The sequence below is a fragment of the Aeromonas sp. OTU364 genome, assembly GCF_038440395.1.
Lineage (GTDB): Bacteria > Pseudomonadota > Gammaproteobacteria > Enterobacterales > Aeromonadaceae > Aeromonas.
The window spans coordinates 99117-119607 of record NZ_JASATR010000016.1; the positions used below are offsets into that span (position 1 = coordinate 99117).

At 58.3% G+C, this 20491-nt stretch carries 21 protein-coding genes; 5 read left to right on the forward strand and 16 right to left on the reverse strand.

The annotated features are described in order from the left end of the window. Window positions 1-4 precede the first annotated feature (4 nt). From AAHB08_RS15720 to hypA, 4 genes are all read left to right on the forward strand, one after another. Complete coding sequence (locus AAHB08_RS15720; protein WP_342059444.1) at window positions 5-256, forward strand: HypC/HybG/HupF family hydrogenase formation chaperone; 252 nt, start codon at window positions 5-7, stop codon at window positions 254-256. Further along, window positions 250-1368 carry a hydrogenase formation protein HypD gene (gene hypD, locus AAHB08_RS15725; protein WP_342059445.1) on the forward strand — a complete coding sequence of 373 codons (1119 nt, stop codon included), beginning with the start codon at window positions 250-252 and terminating at the stop codon, window positions 1366-1368. The genes AAHB08_RS15720 and hypD overlap by 7 nt, the downstream gene beginning before the upstream one ends. Beyond that, entirely contained in the window at window positions 1365-2369 is a 1005-nt protein-coding gene (gene hypE / locus AAHB08_RS15730; protein WP_342059446.1) for a hydrogenase expression/formation protein HypE, read from the forward strand. The genes hypD and hypE overlap by 4 nt, the downstream gene beginning before the upstream one ends. Before the next feature lie 69 nt (window positions 2370-2438). Beyond that, window positions 2439-2780, forward strand: a complete 342-nt coding sequence (gene hypA, locus AAHB08_RS15735) for a hydrogenase maturation nickel metallochaperone HypA (protein WP_005301911.1) — start codon at window positions 2439-2441, stop codon at window positions 2778-2780. Here hypA and AAHB08_RS15740 read toward each other — a convergent pair. Further along, the gene (locus AAHB08_RS15740; protein ID WP_342059447.1) at window positions 2758-3159 is read right to left on the reverse strand and encodes a hypothetical protein; all 402 of its coding nucleotides are present in this window, start codon (window positions 3157-3159) and stop codon (window positions 2758-2760) included. The genes hypA and AAHB08_RS15740 overlap by 23 nt on opposite strands. On the opposite strand from AAHB08_RS15740, the gene hypB reads away from it, so the two are divergent. Beyond that, window positions 3040-3918: a hydrogenase nickel incorporation protein HypB gene (gene hypB, locus AAHB08_RS15745; protein ID WP_342059448.1), complete on the forward strand. Its 879-nt coding sequence runs from the start codon at window positions 3040-3042 to the stop codon at window positions 3916-3918. The two genes, AAHB08_RS15740 and hypB, sit on opposite strands and share 120 nt — an antisense overlap. 328 nt (window positions 3919-4246) lie before the next feature. Here hypB and AAHB08_RS15750 read toward each other — a convergent pair whose 3' ends face one another. The 15 genes from AAHB08_RS15750 to AAHB08_RS15820 all read right to left on the reverse strand — a co-directional run. Then, window positions 4247-4888, reverse strand: coding sequence for an ATP-binding cassette domain-containing protein (locus AAHB08_RS15750; protein WP_342059449.1), 642 nt, complete (start codon window positions 4886-4888; stop codon window positions 4247-4249). Further along, on the reverse strand, window positions 4881-5675 hold the full coding sequence (locus tag AAHB08_RS15755) for an ATP-binding cassette domain-containing protein (protein ID WP_342059450.1): 795 nt from the start codon (window positions 5673-5675) through the stop codon (window positions 4881-4883). The genes AAHB08_RS15750 and AAHB08_RS15755 overlap by 8 nt, the downstream gene beginning before the upstream one ends. Beyond that, window positions 5669-6481 (reverse strand): ABC transporter permease, encoded by an 813-nt coding sequence (locus AAHB08_RS15760; RefSeq protein ID WP_342059451.1) that lies wholly within the window; start codon window positions 6479-6481, stop codon window positions 5669-5671. Before AAHB08_RS15760 ends, AAHB08_RS15755 begins: the two co-directional genes overlap by 7 nt. Then, complete coding sequence (locus tag AAHB08_RS15765) at window positions 6471-7475, reverse strand: ABC transporter permease (RefSeq protein ID WP_342059452.1); 1005 nt, start codon at window positions 7473-7475, stop codon at window positions 6471-6473. Before AAHB08_RS15765 ends, AAHB08_RS15760 begins: the two co-directional genes overlap by 11 nt. After that, the gene (locus AAHB08_RS15770) at window positions 7460-9076 is read right to left on the reverse strand and encodes an ABC transporter substrate-binding protein (protein ID WP_342059453.1); all 1617 of its coding nucleotides are present in this window, start codon (window positions 9074-9076) and stop codon (window positions 7460-7462) included. The genes AAHB08_RS15765 and AAHB08_RS15770 overlap by 16 nt, the downstream gene beginning before the upstream one ends. Window positions 9077-9180: 104 nt before the next feature. Next, window positions 9181-9708, reverse strand: a complete 528-nt coding sequence (gene hybE / locus AAHB08_RS15775) for a hydrogenase-2 assembly chaperone (protein ID WP_342059454.1) — start codon at window positions 9706-9708, stop codon at window positions 9181-9183. Then, a complete protein-coding gene (locus AAHB08_RS15780; protein WP_342059455.1) occupies window positions 9690-10220 on the reverse strand; it encodes a HyaD/HybD family hydrogenase maturation endopeptidase in 531 nt (176 codons plus the stop codon). Before AAHB08_RS15780 ends, hybE begins: the two co-directional genes overlap by 19 nt. Then, window positions 10220-11923: a hydrogenase 2 large subunit gene (gene hybC, locus AAHB08_RS15785; RefSeq protein ID WP_342059456.1), complete on the reverse strand. Its 1704-nt coding sequence runs from the start codon at window positions 11921-11923 to the stop codon at window positions 10220-10222. The genes AAHB08_RS15780 and hybC overlap by 1 nt, the downstream gene beginning before the upstream one ends. Next, on the reverse strand, window positions 11920-13107 hold the full coding sequence (hybB, locus tag AAHB08_RS15790; protein ID WP_139744840.1) for a Ni/Fe-hydrogenase cytochrome b subunit: 1188 nt from the start codon (window positions 13105-13107) through the stop codon (window positions 11920-11922). Before hybB ends, hybC begins: the two co-directional genes overlap by 4 nt. After that, entirely contained in the window at window positions 13100-14149 is a 1050-nt protein-coding gene (gene hybA, locus AAHB08_RS15795) for a hydrogenase 2 operon protein HybA (protein ID WP_342059457.1), read from the reverse strand. Before hybA ends, hybB begins: the two co-directional genes overlap by 8 nt. Window positions 14150-14151: 2 nt before the next feature. Beyond that, window positions 14152-15285: a hydrogenase 2 small subunit gene (hybO, locus tag AAHB08_RS15800; protein ID WP_342059458.1), complete on the reverse strand. Its 1134-nt coding sequence runs from the start codon at window positions 15283-15285 to the stop codon at window positions 14152-14154. A gap of 667 nt (window positions 15286-15952) precedes the next feature. Continuing rightward, a complete protein-coding gene (locus AAHB08_RS15805; protein ID WP_342059459.1) occupies window positions 15953-16666 on the reverse strand; it encodes a hypothetical protein in 714 nt (237 codons plus the stop codon). A gap of 142 nt (window positions 16667-16808) precedes the next feature. Continuing rightward, on the reverse strand, window positions 16809-17255 hold the full coding sequence (locus AAHB08_RS15810) for a hypothetical protein (RefSeq protein ID WP_342059460.1): 447 nt from the start codon (window positions 17253-17255) through the stop codon (window positions 16809-16811). Next, complete coding sequence (locus tag AAHB08_RS15815) at window positions 17245-19734, reverse strand: N-acetylmuramidase family protein (protein WP_342059461.1); 2490 nt, start codon at window positions 19732-19734, stop codon at window positions 17245-17247. The genes AAHB08_RS15810 and AAHB08_RS15815 overlap by 11 nt, the downstream gene beginning before the upstream one ends. A gap of 9 nt (window positions 19735-19743) precedes the next feature. Continuing rightward, window positions 19744-20491: type VI secretion system Vgr family protein (locus AAHB08_RS15820; protein WP_446699539.1), on the reverse strand; the 748-nt coding region annotated here is incomplete at its 5' end.

The window sequence follows — 20491 nt, forward strand, 5'->3', positions numbered from 1 at the left end:
ATCCATGTGTCTATCCATACCTTCTCAGGTGGTGCAGCTGCACCCAGAAGATAACTGCGTCACCGTCGATACCCTGGGGGTGCAACGGCGCGTCAGCTGCATGCTGCTCGAAGAGCCCCTCCAGGTGGGCGACTATGTGCTGCTCCATATCGGCTTTGTGATGAGCAAGATTGACCAGGAGGAGGCGCAGGCCAGCCTCGAGAGCTTCCGCCAGATGGTGGCCCTGATGCCTGCACAGGATATCTTGCCATGCTGACCCTCAATGATCTCTTTCAGGGCTTTCGTCAGCCCGAGGTGATCCGCGCCCTCGCCGCCCAGATCACTGAACTCGCCAACGATCTGCCCGAGCCGCTGCGTGTGATGGAGGTGTGCGGCGGCCATACCCACACCATCATGAAGTACGGCCTGCACCAGCTGCTGCCGGCCAGCATCGAGTTTGTCCACGGCCCCGGCTGCCCGGTCTGCATCATGCCCAAAGAGCGCATCGATCAGGCCATCGAGCTGGCTCGCCAGCCCAACGTCATTCTGGTCACCCTGGGGGACATGATCCGGGTGCCTGGCTCCAAGGGCTCGCTGGCCCAGCAGCGGGCCAAGGGGAGCGATATCCGCCCGGTCTATGACCCCCTCGATGCGCTGCGCATCGCCCACGAGAACCCGGAAAAAACCGTGGTCTTCTTCGCCATCGGTTTCGAGACCTCCACCCCCATGACCGCCGCCTTGCTGGCTGCCGCTGAAGCTGAGGGGATTGAGAACCTGCTGTTTCATATCAACCATGTGCTGGTGCCACCCGCCATTCATGCGGTGATGGCCGACGGGGTTGCCAAGGTGAACGCCTTTATCGGCCCCTCCCACGTCAGCGTCATCACAGGTGCCGATATCTACCTGCCCATCGTTGATCGCTATCAGGTGCCTGTGGTGGTGAGCGGCTTCGAGCCGGTGGATGTAATGGAGGCCCTGCTGATGATGGTGCGCCAGAAGGTGGAGGGGCGCTACGCGCTGGAGGTGCAGTACAGCCGCGCCGTCACCGCCAGCGGCAACCGGGCCGCCCAGCGGCTGGTCGACCAATATTTTGAGACCCGCGAGCACTTTCGCTGGCGAGGTCTCGGGGACATCAACGCCTCCGCCCTGCGCCTGCGGGATGCCTTCACTAGGCGCGATGCGGAGCGCCACTTTCAACTCAGTGAGACCCCCATCGATGACCACAAGGCATGCCAGTGCGCCGACATTCTGCGCGGCTTGGCCAAGCCGAACCAGTGCAAGGTCTTTGGCCGGGGCTGCACCCCGACCCAGCCCATGGGCAGCTGCATGGTCAGCTCCGAGGGGGCCTGCAATGCCTACTACCGCTATATGGGGATCCAGCAGCGATGAGAGAAATTCAGTTAAGCCACGGCGGCGGCGGTGTGGAAATGAATCAGCTGATCAACCAGCTCTTCTTTCGCCACTTTGGCAACGAGATCCTGCTGCGCGGTGAAGATGCCGCCCTGCTGCCGGTGAGCGGGCCCGTTGCCTTCACCACCGACAGCTTTACCGTCTCGCCACTGTTCTTCGAGGGGGGCGACATCGGCAAGCTGGCCATCGCTGGCACGGTCAATGATCTGGCCATGATGGGGGCCAAGCCCGAGTATCTGAGCGCCAGCTTTATCATCGAGGAGGGGTTCCCCTACGCGGATCTCGTCCGCATCGTCGAGTCGATGGCCGCAGAGCTGGCCAAAAGCGGCGCCCGCATCGTCTGCGGCGACACCAAGGTGGTGCCCAAGGGGGCAGCCGACAAGATCTTTATCAACACCAGCGGGGTCGGCACCTTCCCGCTGCCCGAACAGAGCCGGGGTATCTCGGTGCGCAACCTCAAAGCCGGTGACGCCATTCTGGTGTCGCGGGATATCGGCAGCCACGGCGCCTGCATCCTGATGGCCCGCGACGCCCTGCAACTGGGATCTGATCTGAAAAGCGACTGCACCACCCTCTGGCCGCAGGTAGAAGCGCTGCTGCAGGCAGGTATTACCCCTCACGCCCTGCGCGATGCCACCCGTGGTGGCCTCGCCGCCGTGCTCAACGAGTGGAGCAGCGCCTCCGGCGTTGCCATCGAGCTGGAGGAGTCCGCCATTCCGGTCTGCGATCCAGTGCGCGGCCTGTGCGAACTCTACGGTTTCGAGCCCCATGATCTCGCCAACGAGGGGACCATGGTGCTGGCCCTGCCTGCCGAACAGGCGCAGGACGCGCTGGGCATCTTGCGGCAATTCAACCCCGCTGCCAGCCAGATCGGCGTGGTGCAGACGAGCGATCGTCACAAGGTGATCCTCAATAACCCCTGGGGCAGCCGCCGTTATCTGGAGCTGCCGCAAGGGGAACTGCTCCCGCGGATCTGTTGAGCAGCCATGCCGTTCCGTCAATTACAGGGAGGAGTCACTGCTCCTCTCCATATCGGTTAAGGAGCCACCATGCACGAAATGTCTCTGGCCATGGCCGCCATCGATCTGGCCGCCGAGCAGGCCACCCAGCGGGGCTTTAACAAGGTGACCGCCCTCTGGCTCGAGGTCGGCAGCTTCTCCTGCGTCGACCCGGACACCATTGCCTTCTGTTTCGAGGCAGCCGCCAAGGGCACCGCCGTCGAAGGGGCCCAGCTTCACTTTCAGCACCAAGCGGCAGAGGCCTGGTGTTACGACTGCAACCAGACGGTCACCCTCACCGAGCGCGGGCAGGCCTGTCCCGAGTGTGGCGGATACAAATTACGAGTCGCGCAGGGTGATAGCCTGCGCATCACCGACATCGAGGTAAGTTGATATGTGTAGCGTATGCGGATGCGGCCAGGCGCGGATCGCCAGCCATAAAGATGATCACGAACATTCCCACCACCACGATCACGACCATGAACACGCTCATGAGCACCACCATGAACATGGCCATGAGCACGACCATCATGCTCATGACGCCCATCACCATCATGACCACGTGCAGAGCGCACCGCGCACCCTGATCATTCACCACCACTATCACCATCAGGGGGATGTCCATCACCACTACCACGGGGTACGGGCGCCAGTGGGAGCAGAGGGTCATGAGCACCATCACGATCACCCCCACGACCATCATCATGAGCATCCCCATGATCACAGCCATTCTCATGACCATGACCATGACCATGACCATGACCATGACCATGACCATGACCATGACCATGACCATGACCATGACCATGACCATGACCATGACCATCAGCAGGGTGATCTGCACTATGGCAAAGGGGAAGCGGGATTGTCGGTACCCGGCATGGGGCAACGCCAGCTGATCGCCATCGAGATGGATGTGCTGGCCAAGAACAACAAGCTGGCCGCCCACAACCGCGAACACTTCGACCAGGCGGCCCAGCTGGTGCTTAACCTAGTATCGAGCCCGGGTTCAGGCAAAACCACCCTGCTGTGCGAAACCCTGCGCCAGCTGGCCGACAAGCGCCCTTGCGCCGTGATTGAGGGGGATCAGCAGACCAGCGCCGATGCGGATCGCATTCGCGCCACCGGCGTCCCTGCCGTGCAGATCAACACCGGCAAGGGCTGTCATCTGGACGCCAAAATGGTCCACGACGCCTGCCACCAGCTGCCCGCCAATCAAGGGGGCATTCTCTTTATCGAGAACGTGGGCAATCTGGTCTGTCCCGCCAGCTTCGATCTCGGCGAGAAGTACAAGGTGGCGATCCTCTCCGTCACCGAGGGGGAAGAGAAGCCCCTCAAGTACCCGGACATGTTCGCCGCCGCCCAGCTGATGGTGATCAACAAGATCGATCTGTTGCCCTATGTCAGCTTTGACGTGGCCCGCTGCATCGAGAACGCCAAACGGGTCAACCCCTATATTCAGGTGATCCAGGTCAGCGCCACCACAGGCGAAGGGATGGATGCCTGGCTCAACTGGCTGGCGACTGCTTGAGTGCGGATAGATCACAACCGCTGATAACGGTGGATAACAAAAGAGGGAGGCTGATGCCTCCCTCTCTTTTATCTGCGAACCTTGCCAGCCGTTCTATCTGCCCAGAATGGGCAGCGTCGCACACTCGCGTCCCCTCACCCTGGCCCTCTCCCCAGGGAGAGGGAACCGGTTCGTGGATGCTGGCAATATGCTCGAAATATTCGCCCCCTGAGAGGGCCAGCCAGCATAACAACCCGCCCTGTCTTACAAACCCCTAGCCAGGCGAAAGGCACCTTCCGCGCCCTTCTCCCCTTGCGGGAGAAGGGCTGGGGATGAGGGGAACCAACTCTCAAGCCGCGCTTTCGGTCAGCGCCCCAGATTCGGGCTGTATCTCTCCAAAGCGCAGCACCCGATGACAGATCTGGCGCAATAATGCCTGCTGGTGACTGAAGACAAGCATGGCGAGCCCGCGCTGCTCGCACTCAAGCATCAACTCCCTCCAGAGCTGGCGCTGGATTTGCGGATCCAGCTGGGCGGTCACCTCATCGGCAATCAGCAATCGGGTGCGGGGATCGAGGGCGCGCAGCAACGCGATGCGGGCCAACTCGCCACCGGAGAGCTGACCGGGTTTACGACCAAGCCACGCAGGCTTGACCATAAAGCGGGCCAGCATGGCGTCATCGGGGCGCCACACATCCCACAGCGCCTGCCCGGTAGTGCGATAGGGATTGAAGGTGAGCTCCGGGCGCTGGGGCACCAGCTGGATGGGGTTATAACCTTTTATCCGTTCAGGCACAGGCTGCCCATCCAGCAGGAGCTGACCGCCAGCCCCAATCGGTTGCCAACCTGCCAATACCCGCCCCAGCGTGGTCTTGCCGTGGCCGCTTGGCGCAGAGATGCCGAGCCGCTCGCCCGCTTTCACCGTCAGCGACAACCCCTGCCAGAGGGGGCGTTTCCCCTGGGCGATGGTGAGATCCCGTACCTCAAACATCAGCGACCTCCGGTACAGAAAAGAGCGAATTGAACTCCGGCAGCGCCTGCCAGTGGGCGCGGAGCATCTCGCTCCCCTGCCCCTGCTGCAGATGGTGGCTGCTCAAGGTGTCACTCACCTGGCCCTGATGCAGCGCCACGATGCGATCGGCAAAGCGGGCCGCCAGCGCCAGATCGTGGGTGACCCAGAGGATGCCGCTGCCCTGATTGGCCAATTCACGCAACTGGCTGAGCAGCTGGCAGGCCAATCCCTCGTCAAGCCAGGCGGTGATCTCGTCTGCCAGAATGTAGCGGGCACCGCCAAGGGCCGCGGTGCAGGCCAGAATGCGCTTGGCCATGCCGCCGGAGAGCTGGCGCGGATAGCTGTCCAGGGTGGTGGTGGGCAGCTGGTAGCGCAGCAGTTGCTGGCCGAGCCGCTCGCGGGAGCCATTCTGGCCGCAGAGACGCGCCGCACGCCCCAGCTGGCGCTCCACCGTCAGCAGCGGATTGAGGGCGCTCACCCCCTGCGGCACATAGCAGAGGGTGTGGCCGCGCAAACGGGCCCGGCTCTTGTCGCACAGGGGCACGCCATCGAGCGAAATAGTGCCGCGCATCCGCAGGTTGTCTGGCAGCAGGGTCAAGGCGCTTTGCAGCAACAGGCTCTTGCCCTCGCCACTCCCCCCCACCAGTGCCACTATCTCCCCCGGCGCCAGTTGCAGGCTGATATCGGTCAGCAATGGCTGCCAGTTGCGCCGCCCCAGCCAGGAGTAGTGGGCCGCCTCTATGGTCACATGGTCGAAGCTCAGCATTGTTCACTCCCAAACCAGAGTTGTTGCAGGGCGCGGGTAGCTTGATCAAACAGTAAAACCAACGTCAGCAACATCAGCCCCGGGAAGAGGGCCAACCACCAGCCGCCACCGGCCAGATAACGCAACGCATCGGCCAGCAGCAGGCCAAGGGAGGCCTCGTGGGCCGCCAGCCCAAAGCCGAGAAAGCTCAAGGCGGCGCTGTGCAGCACCGCATGGGGAAACATCAGCAGGGTGCCGATAAACCACTGGGGCAACAACCCCGGCAGCAGGTGGGTGCGCCAGCGACGCAGCGCCCCCATCCCCTGACAGCGGGCCAGCACCACATAGTCGCTGCAGGCGATCCGCCGCGCCTCGGCGCAGAGAATGAGCGCCAGCTTGGGCCAGTGGGTGAGCGCCACCGCCAGGATCACCCCGTGCATGCCGCCCCCTGCGGTAAAGCAGATCAGGATCAACAGCAGCATATGGGGCAGCGCCAGCATGGCATCGATCACCAGCCGCACCGCCACATCGCATCTGGGATGAATAAGCGACACGCTTGCCGCCACCATGGCCAGCAGCCCGCTGCACAGGGCGGTGCCTAGCCCTAACTCCAGACTGGTGAGGGTGCCCTGAAAGGCCCGCAGCCAGAGATCCCGTCCCATCTGATCGGTACCGAACCAGTGAACCAGCGAGGGGGGCTGCTGGCGAGCCAGCAGATCCATGGGCACATCCTGATGAGAGAGGCTCCAGCCATAGCTGGCCAACAGCAGCAGGCAGATCAGGGCAAAACCCAGACGCAGCAAGGAGGGGAGCGGATTAAACAGCATGCTCACCCTCCCAACCCCGATTGATGCGGGCCAGCAGCAAACTGGCCACCGTATTGCCAATAAAGACCAGCAGGGTGCAGAAGAGCACTATGCCCATCAGCAAGGGGATATCTCCCCGCAGCCCCGCATCCACAGTGGCTTGCCCGAGCCCCGGGTAGGAGAAAACCTTCTCTGCCAAGAGCGACCCGCCAATCAACTCCCCCAGGGAGGCAAACTGCAGGCAAAGCGCCGGGGTCAGGGCGTGGCGAAGCACGTGAAAGCGCAGCATGGGCCAGCCGCCATCCCCCTGGGCGCGGGCGTAGCGGATAAAGTCACTCTCCAGCACCTCGGCCACCCGCCCCCGGGTATGCAGGGCAATGTTGCCCACCCCGAGCAGCGCCAGCGTGGTCACCGGCAGCAGCAGATGGCGCAATCGCATCAGCCAGTCCGCCTCATCGGCAGCGAGCCCCGGCGTCCAGGCGCAGCAGACCGGCAACAGCGGCCAGTACACCGCAAACAGCGCGAGCAGCAAGAGACCGACCCAGAAGGTGGGTAGGGAGGCAAGCAGATAGGCGAAGCGGCAGATAAGGCGATCGGGCCAGCGGTTGAGATAGCGACCGGCGCAGAGCCCCAGCAAAATGCCGAAAAAACCGGAGAGCAGCCAGGCCCCCGCCAGCAGCAGGAAGGAGGCGGCAAAGCGCTGCCCTATTACCTCACCCACAGGCGCGTTGTAGAGCATGGAGTAACCGAGATCCCCCCGCAGCACCTGGCTAAACCAGTGCCAGTAACGCAGCCAGAGCGGCTGATCCAGCCCCCAGCGGGCGGCGATGCGGGCATACTGCTCGGGTGGCACATGCAGCAGATCGTTGCCGATATAGGCCTTGATGGGATCGATGGGGGAGTAGCTGAGCAGCACAAAGGTGGCGACCGAGACCAGACAGAACAGCCCTGCCAAACGCAGCAGGGCTTTCAGAGTGGCAGTCATCATGGTGGACGAACTTAACGGCACGTCCACCGCCAGTCAGAGAGGTTGTTGAGGAGTGACCAGCTACCGTGAATTTCCGGCGCCCCCTTGCCAAGGTCGATGCAGCGGTTGGCGAGATAGGTGTGCTGCACGTTGAGCAGCCAGGCCCAGGCGGCACCTCCCTGTACCCCGGCACCTGTCTTGCCATCCCACTCCACCTGCTGCCAGAACGGCACGGCCGCCTGCCAGTCGGGGGCATCCAGCGCCTGCTTGAGGTGGCCATCCACCACAGGGTTGCTGTAGTAGCCAGGGTTGTAGAACTCCACGCCGCCGGAGCCGCTCTGGTAGTGGTGATAGAGCTCCATGGGATCCAGACTCCCCCACCCCATCAACACCGGATTGGCGTGCATCTCCCGCTCCACCTGCTCCCAGCTGCCGGACTTGAGGCTCACGTCGAGACCGATGGGTGTGAGCATGGCCCGCACCGCTTCCGCCAGATCCCGGCGGGTGCTGTCACCGCTGGTATACCAGAGGGTAAAGGCGGCGCGCAGGTCGCCCTTGTGGCGAATGCCGTCACTGCCCCTCTTCCAGCCCGCCTCGTCGAGCAGGGCGTTGGCATGGGCGGCATCACCATCCTTGAAGGCGGTGGCCTTGTTCAGCCAAGGCAGGCCTTCTACCGCGCTGTAGGCGGGGATGGCGTGACCTTCCAGCAGTTGATCGGCCAGCAGCTTGCGGTCGATGGCGTAGTTGATGGCGCGGCGCACCGCGACATCCGAGGTTACGTCGTTGCCGATGGGATAACCCTTGGCATCCTTGCCGCCCGCAGGCGGAATGGGGAAGACGATGCCACGGTTCTCCACGCTCGGTCGCACCCAGAGCTTGAGCGAGGCAGGCACTGTGGGGGCCAGCGACGGGGGGATGCGCACCAGATCGAGCTGGCTGCTCTGGGCAGCGGCATAGGCGCTCTCTTCATCGATAAAGACAAACACCAGCCGTTTGAAGTCGTTGTTGCCACCGGCGTAATAGGGGTTCGCCTCCACCACCAGTTGCTGGCCGGGCAGGAAGCTCACCAGCCGGTAGGGGCCGGCACCGACCGGCTTTTGGGCATACGCTTTTGCGTCGTAATCGCGCTTCGACACTATCCCCAAGGATCCCAGCACGTTGACGAAGGTGCTCTGGGGAGCACTCAGGGTGATGGCAACCTCGGTGGGCGAGACCACCTTGGCCGAGACAAAGTTGCCCATGTCGATCTTGCCGCCGCCCCTGGCCGCGCTGTTGTAGGTAAAGGCCACATCCTCGGCGGTGAGCGGTGCACCGTTGGAGAATTTCAGATCGGGCTTGAGGCGGATGAGCCACCCCTTGCCATCCTTGCTCGTGGTCACCGATTGGGTGAGCAGATCCTGCCAACTGAGGTCTGCGTTCTGCTTGAGCAGAGGGCTGTGCAGCAGCAGGTAGCTGCCGTGACTCCAGCCCAGCAAGGGGTCAAACCCTTCGGTAGGTTCGGCGCCGATGGCGAGCTTGAGTTCGGCAGGCACAGGTTGGGCAGCCTGCACCGAATGAGACATGCCCGAGAGCAGAGCCAGAAAGAGGGTGGCAACCTCAGGGGCGCCATAAGGGCGAACCTGGCTATGGACATGACGGGGGATGGTCATAAGACTCCTTATCCATCTGAGCCACCCGACGCAGGGCGCCGGGCGACTCATCGAACGAGGGGGCCGACAGGGGCCCCCGAACTATGGCGGATGATCCCTGAAACCTAGGACTCGGTGGCGCCTAGCCCCTGGCTGCGGCGGGCTCCAAACAGCCGGCGCCGACCCAGATCCACGTCACCGCCTTGCTGCAGCGGCAAGGAGTGCAGCATTTTGAGGGTGCTGCTCACCAGCGAGCGCCCCTGCTCGGCCCCGAGATGGGGATCGAGCGGCGACATCAGGGAGCAGGCCAGCAGCTGTCCCGTCTCGGGCAATTCCCCCACCATAAAGGTCATGTTGCCGCAGGGGAGCTGCAGGGCGAGCCGATCGCTGCTGCTGCGCACCGGCCACAGCTGATCCGGCCCCGGCAGCACCACCACGCTCAGCATCCAGGGGGTGAGCACACAGCCGAGCCACTGACCGTCAAACAGCACGCACTCGGCCACTATGGGCATGGTGGCGTGATAGAAGGGCAACGCCTGCATCTCTTCGCGAGCGATCCGTTCGTACTGGGCAGCCAGCAGGGGCGCGGGATTGCTGGCAAAACCCGAGAACTCCTGCACGGCATCAAGCTCGCTTAAATGGGACTGCGCCATAGGCCCTCCCGTGCTTGTTCGGCTTTTTCCTGCTCAGAGAGCGGGATGGCGGGGGCACCGACACTGGCCAGCAGGGTCAAAATCCGATCCGTCGCCTCCCCCATGGCAGCCGACACCACAGGGGTGAGGCCGATGCGCGGTTCGAGAGATTCAGGCTCTATGCCGATCAGAATGAGCCGCTTTGGCGACTCCCCCGTCATGTGCAGCGCCGAGAGCACATCTGCCAGCCCGAGCTGGTGCGGTGAGATCTTGCGGCCAAACAGGGTCGGGATCTCCTCGCCCTGCAGGGTCACCACGGTACCCGGCGGATTGCCGCTGCGCACCGCGTCCGCCAAGATGATGTGGTCGCGACTGGCCATCGCTTCGAGCAGCTCCATGCCAGCCGTGCCGCCATCGAGCAGCTCGATGCCGGGGGCGAAACGGTATTCGCGCCCCAGCGCCTCGACGATGCGCACACCGACGGCCTCGTCGCTCAGCAGCAGGTTGCCCACGCCCAGGATCAGGGTGTTCATCACAGCACCTTCACCTGGGTCGTTTCGCCATTCTGGGTATCCACCACGTGCACCGCGCAGGACATGCAGGGGTCGAACGAGTGGATGGTGCGCACCACTTCCAGCGGTTTGGCCGGATCCGCCACCGGGGTACCTACCAGCGCCTGCTCGTAGGGGCCAGGTTCGTCATTGAAGTTGCGCGGACCCGAGTTCCAGGTCGATGGCACCACCGCCTGATAGTTGGCGATCTTGCCGCCCTTGATGACGATCCAGTGGGAGAGCATGCCGCGCGGTGCCTCTTCAAAGCCCACCCCGCGAAACTCCTTGTCCGCCGGGATTTCCGCCTTGATGTAGGCGCTGACATCCCCCTTGCCGATGTTGTCGACCAGCGCCTTCCACTGGTGCGCTAGGGTGTCTTTGAGCACGCAGCAGCGCACCGCCCGGCCGATGATGCGGCCCAGGGTGGAGTGCAGTTGTTCGGTCTTGATGGCCGAGCCGGTGAGTGCCTTGTAGATGCCATTCAACTGGTCGAAGTGCGCCACCGTCTCCGGGTGTTTGGCGGCCAGTTTCACCAGCAAGTCTGCGAGCGGCCCCACCTCCACCACCTTGCCGTAGAAGGTGGGGGATTTGACCCAGGAGTATTTGCCGTCATCCTGCCAGCCGGTGTAGTCGGGCTCGGTCTTGCCCTCCCACGGCTTGAGCGGCTCGTCATCCTTGTACCAGGCGTGCTTGTTGCTCTCGGCGATACCGTCCATCAACCAGCCATCCTGATGGCTCTCGATGGGGCGATACCCCGCCAGATTGCCATTCTCGATATAGCCGCCCGGCATCAGGAAGCTGCCACCGTCGGCGTCGGTGGGGAGCTCCGGCACGCTCAGGTAGTGCTTGGCCCCCTGCCCCAGCGTCAGCCACTCGGGGTAGTGAGCGGCTATGATGGCGGCATCCACCTTGTAGACCTGCTCGATAAACTCGCCGAGCCGATCAATAAAGCTCTTCACATAGAGCAGCCGCTCCAGGTTGAGCACGCTCGGCGCATCCAGGTTGATGGGGTTGGCCACGCCGCCCACCGCCAGGTTCTGGATGTGGGGAGTCTTGCCGCCGAGGATGGCGACGATGCGGTTGGCATCGCGCTGGCACTCCAGTGCCTGCAGGTAGTGGGCCACGGCGATGAGGTTCACCTCCGGGCTCAGCTTCATCTCCTTGTGACCCCAGTAGCCGTTGGCAAAGATACCGAGCTGGCCGCTGGCCACCAGCGCGCGGATTTTATCCTGCACCTTGGTCAGCTCATCGGCACTGTTGAGGGACCAGGTCGATACCCCCTTGAGGATATCCGCCGCCTTCTGTGGATTGGCCTCGAGGGCCGCCGTGATGTCCACCCAGTCCAGCGCGGAGAGCTGGTAGAAGTGAACGATGTGATCGTGGATGTTGTGGGCCGCGATGATGAGGTTGCGGATGAACTGGGCATTGACCGGCACCTTGGCGCCGATGGCATTCTCCACCGCCCGCACCGAAGCGATTGCATGAATGGAGGTACATACCCCGCAGATCCGCTGCACAATCATCCAGGCATCGCGCGGGTCGTTGCCCTTGACGATCTCCTCCATCCCGCGCCACATGGTGCCGGACGACCAGGCTTTGGTCACTTTTCCGCCTTCGATTTCGCAGTCAATACGCAGGTGCCCCTCAATGCGGGTGATGGGGTCTATGGTGATACGTTGGCTCATACGTTGGCTTTCCCTCGGGCCTGATAATCTTGGTGAACACGTTCAAGTGATGGCAGTACCGGCAGCAGCCGGATCAACAGCAAATAGGCACACACCTCGATGGCGACGAAGCCCAGGGAGATCAGCACCTCCTCCGCAGAGGGGAAGTAGTGGTAGCCATTGCCGGGGTTGAAGGCGAGCAGGGAGTAGTCCAGTCGCCAGAGGGCTGCGCCCAGCAGCATGCTGAGGGCCCCCAGGAACAACATGCGCGAATCCCGGCGACTCTTGTCCCAGTGGAATACCAGCAGCGGGAAGATCATCAGCGCGATCTCGCTCCAGAACATCAAGGCGTAGCGATTCCACTCGGAGAGGTATTCCGACTTGTCATTGATGACGATCTCGGCAAAGCGCAGCGCCACAAACAGGATCAGGAAGATGTCGATCACCTGGGTCAGCTTGTAGAAGAGCGACTTCTCGTTGGGGCCCCGCCCCGCCAGTCCCGCCTGCACCAGGGAGCCTTCGAACACGACTATGGAAAAACCCATGATAAAGGCGGTCAGAAGCGAAAAGACCGGCAGCAGCTCGTAGCTTTGCCAGAGCGGATGGATCTTCTCCCCCGCGACGATCATCAGGGAGCCCATGGAGGATTGGTGCATGGTGGGCAGCAGGGCCCCGAGCGCCAGCACGAAGAACATGATCTTGTTGAGACGAATGAGTGACGCCTTCCAGCCGAACTTCTCCAGCAGCACCGGCGCAAACTCTAGCGCCATCACCCCGATATAGATGGTCATGCAGACCGCCGTCTCGAACAGCACCGAGGAGGTGTTGAAGTGACCGGGCAGGTAGAAGTAGGGCAGATTCCAGTAACGCCCCACGTCGATGGTGATGGAGAGACCGCCGAGCGAATAGCCGAACAGGCTCGCCAAGAGCGCCGGTCGCACCAGCGGGTGATACTCGCCCCGATTGAACACATAGACAGCCCAGGCCAGCGCCCAGCCGCCACAGGCAAAACCGGTGCCGATCAACAGATCGAACGAGATCCACAACCCCCAGGGGTAACCACCATTCAGGTCGGTGACCGAACCCAGCCCGAAGAAGAGGCGTTTCAAGATCAACATGCCGCACAACACGGCAAAGGGGGCCAGCACCAGCACCGGCCAGCTGACCAGCTTGCCGCCGAGGGGATGTGCCTTGTGATTACTCATGATCCTTGCCTCCCTTTGACGAGCCCTGATCTTTAATCTGAGCGCGGCTCTGATCATGACCATCATCGTGATGGTGATCGTGACCGCTCTTCTTGCTGTTGCGGCGAATGAGCACCGAGAGTCCGGTCAGCACCACCATGGGCAGCACCATCCCCTTGTAGAGGGTGTGCTGGATATGCTCGGAGCGGGCACCGGAGGAGAGCTCCGGCAAGTCGGGCATATCGAGCTTGGTATAGGGCACCCCGGCCAGCACCAGCACCTGGGTGCCGCCCCCCTCCTTCTCGCCATAGACGTAAGGCTGGTAGTTGGGCACCTGATGCAGGTAGGGATCGTTGGCGCTGAAGGTCTGGCGCGGATAGGCATATTCACTGCCCGGGGTCGCCAGCAGGCGACGCTTGGCCTCGGCCATCAGCTCCTCGCGGGTGCCGAAAATCACGGCGCCGGTGGGACACACCTCGACACAGCCGGGCAATTTGCCCTGATCGATCCGCTCAAGCCCCTTCTGGTTGCAGAGCTCGCACTTGTGGATCGCCCCCAGCGGATTGTCGTAGTCATATTTGGGCACATCGAACGGGCAGCCCACCATGCAGTAACGGCAGCCGGTACAGACGTCCGGGTCGTAGTGAACGATGCCGGTCTTGGGATCTTTGGTCAGCGCTTGCACCGGACAGACCGAGACACAGTTGGGATCGACACAGTGCATGCACTGCTTCTTGATGTAGGCGTAGCCATCCACCAGTTGATCCTTGTGCTCGCCAGTGCCGCTCTTCCACACCTGAATGATGTTGTTGGTGTAGGGCGTCAGCTTGTCGTTGGTGGACCAAGTCTGTGCGCCCTCCGGATTGGCCGGGTTGCCATTCAAACGCTGACACTCCGCCACACAGGCCTGACAGCCGACGCAGAGGGTGGAGTCATACAACATGCCGAGCGACCCGGGAATGGGCGGTTTGTTCTTGGCCGCCGCCAGTGCGGTGCCGGGCACAGCAGCCCCTGCCGCCAGCGCGCTGGCAGAGGCGAATTTGAGGAAGTTTCGTCTGTTCACGGTTACTCCTCCCGTGATGGGTGCTGCCCGGCTTCGTGGCGCTTCTGCTGGCGACCGAGTTCACGCACCGTCATCAGACTCACCCCCACCAGCACCCCGAGGGCGCCACCGATAAGGCCCGTCGCGGTGGGCGGGGTATAGCCCCCCTCCTGGATCTTCACATCGGGTTTATCCACCCGCGGGGTCGGGTTTTCGACCTTGGCGAGCTGGAAGATCCCCTTGCTAAAACCCACCCCCTGCTCGTTGCAGCCATAGCAGGGGTGGCCGATGCCGACCGGCCAGATGCCGCCGCCCACATCGCAGAACTCCAGGGTCGAGCAGTTGCCGTAGGTCTCCGGTCCTTTACAGCCCAGATGGTAGAGGCACCAGCCCTGACGGTGCCCCTCATCGCCAAACTCCTTGGCAAAACGACCTGCGTCGAAGTGCGGACGACGCTCGCAGTTCTCGTGGATCAGTCGCTCGTAGGCAAACAGCGGACGCTTCTTGCTATCCAGCGCCGGCAGCTTGCCGTAGGTGATGTAGTAAGCGACCGTGGTGAGGAAGTTGTGGGGATTGGGCGGGCAACCCGGGATATTGATGATGGGGGTGCCGATATTGCCCAGCGCCTCTTCCAGACTGACGGCGCCGGTCGGGTTACCACCACTGGCGGGCACACCGCCCCAGGCGGAGCAGGAGCCGATGGCGATGACCGCAGCCGCATCGGCAGCTGCACGGCGAATATGGTCGACGATGGGCTCACCGGCCACCATGCAGTAGACGCCACCATCTTTGAGCGGAATGGAGCCATCCACCACCAGCACATACTTGCCTTTATAACGCTTGATGGCGTTGTGCTTGTTCTCTTCCGCCTGATGACCAAAGGCCGCCGAGAGCACCTCGTGGTACTCCAGCGAAATGGTATTGAGGATCAGGTTTTCTATGGTGGGGTGGGTGGCCCGCAGCAGCGATTCGGTACAGCCGGTGCACTCCTGCGCCCCAATCCAGATCACCGGCGGCCGCTCCGGGCTGGTGAGCGCGGTGGCCATCTTGGCCACCGCATTCTGGCTTAACCCCAGGGTTGCGGCCATCCCGGCGCACAATTTAATAAAGTCACGGCGATTAATTCCATGAGCCGATAAAAAAGTATCCTCGACCATTCTTTTTATTCCCGTCAGTGAGCATTGTTTGACAAATGCTTAATGGCGGGAATGCTATGCCTCCCCCTCCCCCTTTATGTTGATCTCCATCAAGTGGAAGGTCATTAGCCACCGATAAAACTCATCACCACAAAACAAAAAAATCCATATACAGCAATAGGTTATCGAAAATCATTCTCAACCAAAAAAATACCCATTAGGGGTTATTAGTTGAACGACTGGAATTAAAAACATTTAAACTTCGAGTGATTAGAATGATCCATCTCTCAAAATGAACGCGTTGTCACAGTATCATTCTCCTGCGGATGATATTGGCTGTTATCGATACTGGGACCGCAATTTTTCCAAGTGGGGTACGCAAAGAAAGCTTGGAAAAAGCAGTACAAGACCGATTAATTAATCAAACCTGGATTGCTAATCATCAGGACCTGCCACTGCTGCCTACATCCAACTTGTTAATGCCACACCCAGGGAAGGCTTCAATGGGAACCTCACAGGCAACATCCCCGACAAAAACGAACGCAGCTGAGCTCGATGCTCAGATAAAAGAGAACGAACCTGAGAGCCGTAACTACGCGATCATGGATATAAAAAAACCGGCCTTAAGCCGGTGTCTGGTGATAACTAGATCTGTACATATAATAGAATCTGTACAAAAAGAAATATTTCATGTACATGAAATAACAGATAACTTCTTGCCATTCTGGATCACTGATATCTCACCTTTATCAGGTGACACATTGTACATCGTGTTTTTATTCTTAAAACTAAATATCTCACCCATCAATGAAAAATCATTAAGTGATAGCACCTTTCCCTGCTTGCCATAATTATATGTTATGTCTCCTGAGAAAGGAGAGTAACATAAGTTCAGATTTTTCCCCGATTTTGTCTTACAGTAATAGAACACGCTCTCGTCACTGTTACAAATTTTGTTCCCAGTACTCTCTGACAATGCATCTATCTCAATATAACGCATTTCACTGTATAGGTCTGACACTTTATTATCTGTATGAACATAAGGAATATTTATGATTTTACTTATGATAGAAGCATCTTCACTTGCTACCCCTGCCAAATTAACTGCAGTGATTCCATCGCCCTTATTTATTTCGCCAATACCACTTATTCGCTCCTCGCCTGAGCTTGTTGAAATAGATGCACTGCCTATATAATTAAACTTACCAGAAGCATCAAAATAATATAATGCGCTCAGTTTTGGTCTATCAGCAGTAACAGTTATTTTTATAAGCCCATCATTATTTATTTGTTTACACAAACTGTTTTCAGCGGCAAATGGAATTGTGAATGATTTTATATCTCCGTTATGCTTTATTGATAAAACACTAATAGGCTCATTATCTAAAATATTAGTGGACACATAATATGATAGTCCATCATTGCAGGTACTATAGGCATATGTGTACATAGGAATGATGATATAAAAAGCGACGTGCAACCTTCTTAAAAAAAGATTCATTAATCAGCATCCTCTTCCCCAAAAAATAACATTAGAGATATTATTAATCTGGGTAACATCCCAATGCATCTTCTTTATCACATTGTAGCAAGGGGATAAGATCCACAAGTTTGTTTGTAATTGTTTTTCTGCAAGGGATGTTATATTCTTTTTCGGATATAGTTACTATTACACCTGACATTTCTTCATTTCCTTCGTAGTTACTAAAAATCGAATACTTGTATTTCCCTTTACTGAAAGAAACCTTTCCATATTCAGTCTGGTATCTATAGTAATAATTATGGCTGAATCCACTAAACCCATCTCCCAATGAGTGATAAGAAAGCTCAGTCTTATCATCTTTCGAGAATTCATAATTCAATATATTTCCATCAACGAATAATTTAACGTCACCTTTATCAGTCTCACAAGAAAAATACACGTTTTCGCTGCTATACGAAGAAGCTGAAATTAAATAAAGCAACATGAATATATAAATATTAGAGCGCATTGTAATTATCCTTCATTCGTTTATCATACCCTTTCTGCCTAGGACCATTGTACACTAGTGCAAATGCTAACCAATCCTTTGCTCGAATAGCTTTGAGCAATCTATTATCAGCCTTTATAAAATTAACAAAAGCTTTAAGATGGTTTTTTTCTGAAACACTGAGCGAACTAACGAATTCATTTACATCTTTATATCCAGCACTCAAGTGGTTGGAACCTAATATCTGGAACTTCCCCCAAGATGCTGCTTTTAGTGCAGCATTCTTATCCAATGAGTAGGCCAGCATAAGTTTCCTATACTGAACTTTATATGCCCCATATCCGCCCCCCACAGGGTTAGATATTTCAGGGTGAGACTTATCATATTTCCCACTCGTCATATTACTAAATTTATGTCTTTCAAACAAAATAGAAAGCACTGCATCATCCTGATCTGAAAACTTATAATAACTGCCTGTACTACCGGTTTCAGTTAATGCTACTGCTTTTATAGCATTTACCTCACAACCAAGCTCAGAAGCAGCATTGACATAATCTGACTCTTCAACTACTTCACCATTATAGAAAGACAAAAATTCAATTTCGTTTAAAGTGTCACCTATATACGTTTTAGGGTGCCCATTTGGGGCCTCCATTGCTAGCGCCATAATTCCGACAGGCGAAAAGTGCCAGCTATCTTTCTCAAGTGTTAACTTAGCAGCACTCTGCATCCACTCAAGCTTATCGATACGCTGTTTTTCGTGATCTACCAGCTTGTCAAAATCGGGTAGACCAATTACGGCCATCAACTTGTCCAGCCATAGATAACTGCTGGCTGACGACTTCTCATACCACTCGCTGGGATGCTTGACGATTAGCTTATGAAGTTGATCGGCATTACCACTATTTTGCAGTGCAGCCTGGATCTCTTCACTGCTAAGTTCCCCATTGACATCCGTATCAAAGCTTTTTACCAGATTGGTAAAGAATGCTGGCGGTGCATCAGGATCCAGGTAGCCGTCGGAGCCTGAACCATCGACCTTTTTAAAACCAATCTTCAGCCAGTCGTGTTGGCTCAACAGCTCCACTTGTTCTTTCTTGACATATTTTCCTGACGAAACACAGACCCACTCCTGCTTGGCAGCGTCTTTTTCAAGCCTGGGTGATTCAACCAGTTCTTCCAGACTCTTGTCACCGGTCGCAACCCAGAGATCTTTACCGTCCTGCGTTTTCTTCTCGGACAAAATGAGCTCCGCCGGCACCTTGGCATAGGTAGCGCCGCCTTTTGTTCCCGCCTTGTTGGCCAGCACGTCGTCAAGACGAGGATCCTGGGTGAACACCTCGAGATGCACTTGATGCTTGCTCTTCTTGCCCCCTATCAGGGAGCCTGGCGTTTCCACCAGACCGAGGTAACCCATGGTTTCGCCCGCCGCGATAGCCACGGGGGATGGCAGCACATAGATCTCACCGAGGTGAGAAGGCGTACGCACATTCACCCTGATAAATTCATCCTCAACGCATACCCAGGCCATGCCACAGCTACCGGGCGCCCCCTCCACAGTCGGCATCACATAGTTGCATCTGGCCATCTTGCGCGCCTTGTCACCAATCCAATGGAATTCCAATTGGTGTGCATCATACTGCAACTTGGTACCCGCAGGCAGAGATACGCTTCTGTCTCCTGCCATCAGACGACCTGTAGGCCCATCAACTCCAGGATCCGCACGGCCAACCATATTGGTCAGCAGTTCCGCCTCTATCTGATCGAATAGCCAGGTAGGCAGGTTGGGTTTAATCACCTCAACAGCGTCCGGGCTATTGGCGATCCAGACCGAACTTCCTTCACTGACCACAACACCAGACTTCTCGGCCTCTTTTATCTGGGCACTGGAAAGCGGGCTCTTGATGATCACCTTGATGAAGTCATACACCTTGCCCCCGACATTCCCCTTTTGGGATGGCGCACTGCTGTCCATTTCCAGTTCGGTATCCTTGGGCAAGGTGAAACGAGGCAAGGCAGCATCGGCACGCTGCTGATCGACATCGGGATTGGCGTGAGGAACGGAATTACGCGCATTCCAGCCCTTTTTCAGTACCAGCTTCTCGGCGGTCTGATACTGGTTCCAGGGCAGCAAATGCATATAGAGCGAATAGAAGGTGAACTCGTTTTTTGCCTTCGTTTCGGTGTTTATCTCGCAATATTCATGTTGCACCAGGCAGAAGCAGTTGGAATAACGCAACGACTCCCCCTGGAATTCAGAGGTGAGATAATCCTCCATCATCCGAAATGCCACCACCTTGCCATCGGCAATGGCTCTGACGGGATACTTATCCATGCACCAGGGGGCACTCTTGTCGCTGATATGAATACCGCCATGCCACTTGTTGTGGTTGCCAAGAAGATAGTGACCCGATTGCTCGCCATTGATCAGCGATGTCAGCGCCTTGACGTCCTTGAACTCTTCCCCTTTGGCGGTGAGGATGGGAAATGCAAACTTCATGCTGTTTCCTTATTCAGAAAAGAGGTAGAACGCGCCAGGCTTCTGCTCCTTGAGCAGTGCCTCCATCGCCTTCTCGGTGGGGATGGCCTTGATGAGCTCAACCAGCTCGGGAGCCTTGACCACTTCGACCCCCTTGGGCACCACGGGAGCCTTGCCACCCCAGCCGGATCCTGACCCCGGGCTGCCGCCGGCGTTGAGCTTGATGGTGGGGCCGACCAGCTTGATGCCGCTCGGGTCAACTTTCACAAAGCTGCCACCGCCCTTGAGGGTGATCTCGGAACCTGCCTCCAGCACCAGCTTGTCGCCCACCTTGATATGCACTTCCTGCCCGGCCTCCACCAGCAATGACTGGCCAAGCTTCTGATGCATGCTGGCATCCACGGTGAGCGAATAGTCCGCCTTTATCTGGTCACGCTTCTCCCCCTCCACCGTCAGGTGGTCGTTGGCCTTGATGCGGGTCACCCGCTCGTTGTCGATATCCCGATGCTCGTCGTGCTTGATATGCCAGGCGGCGTCGTTTTCGATGAGCAGGTTCAGGTCTTTCTGACCGTGGATATAGATCTCTTCCTTGCCCGCCTGGTCTTCGAAGCGCAGCTCGTTGAACCCCTCCCCCTGGTGGGTTTCGGTGCGCAGCACGGTACGAGTCTTGTTGGCCGGCAACTCGTACGGCGGGCGGTTGGTGGCGTGGAAGGTGCGGCCGGTAACGATGGGCTGGTCCGGGTCCCCTTCGAGGAAACTCACTATGACCTCGTGGCCA

Excerpts from the sequence above, each read along its gene's own strand:
- hybC (WP_342059456.1), bottom strand. The coding sequence starts at position 11,923 with ATGAGCCAACGTATCACCATAGACCCCATCACCCGCATTGAGGGGCAC.
- AAHB08_RS15720 (WP_342059444.1), top strand. The coding sequence starts at position 5 with ATGTGTCTATCCATACCTTCTCAGGTGGTGCAGCTGCACCCAGAAGAT.
- hybB (WP_139744840.1), bottom strand. The coding sequence starts at position 13,107 with ATGAGTAATCACAAGGCACATCCCCTCGGCGGCAAGCTGGTCAGCTGG.
- hypA (WP_005301911.1), top strand. The coding sequence starts at position 2,439 with ATGCACGAAATGTCTCTGGCCATGGCCGCCATCGATCTGGCCGCCGAG.
- AAHB08_RS15760 (WP_342059451.1), bottom strand. The coding sequence starts at position 6,481 with ATGCTGTTTAATCCGCTCCCCTCCTTGCTGCGTCTGGGTTTTGCCCTG.
- hypE (WP_342059446.1), top strand. The coding sequence starts at position 1,365 with ATGAGAGAAATTCAGTTAAGCCACGGCGGCGGCGGTGTGGAAATGAAT.
- hypD (WP_342059445.1), top strand. The coding sequence starts at position 250 with ATGCTGACCCTCAATGATCTCTTTCAGGGCTTTCGTCAGCCCGAGGTG.
- AAHB08_RS15770 (WP_342059453.1), bottom strand. The coding sequence starts at position 9,076 with ATGACCATCCCCCGTCATGTCCATAGCCAGGTTCGCCCTTATGGCGCC.
- hybO (WP_342059458.1), bottom strand. The coding sequence starts at position 15,285 with ATGGTCGAGGATACTTTTTTATCGGCTCATGGAATTAATCGCCGTGAC.
- AAHB08_RS15810 (WP_342059460.1), bottom strand. The coding sequence starts at position 17,255 with ATGCGCTCTAATATTTATATATTCATGTTGCTTTATTTAATTTCAGCT.
- AAHB08_RS15815 (WP_342059461.1), bottom strand. The coding sequence starts at position 19,734 with ATGAAGTTTGCATTTCCCATCCTCACCGCCAAAGGGGAAGAGTTCAAG.
- AAHB08_RS15740 (WP_342059447.1), bottom strand. The coding sequence starts at position 3,159 with ATGGTCATGGTCATGGTCATGGTCATGGTCATGGTCATGAGAATGGCT.
- hybE (WP_342059454.1), bottom strand. The coding sequence starts at position 9,708 with ATGGCGCAGTCCCATTTAAGCGAGCTTGATGCCGTGCAGGAGTTCTCG.
- AAHB08_RS15780 (WP_342059455.1), bottom strand. The coding sequence starts at position 10,220 with ATGAACACCCTGATCCTGGGCGTGGGCAACCTGCTGCTGAGCGACGAG.
- AAHB08_RS15750 (WP_342059449.1), bottom strand. The coding sequence starts at position 4,888 with ATGTTTGAGGTACGGGATCTCACCATCGCCCAGGGGAAACGCCCCCTC.
- AAHB08_RS15755 (WP_342059450.1), bottom strand. The coding sequence starts at position 5,675 with ATGCTGAGCTTCGACCATGTGACCATAGAGGCGGCCCACTACTCCTGG.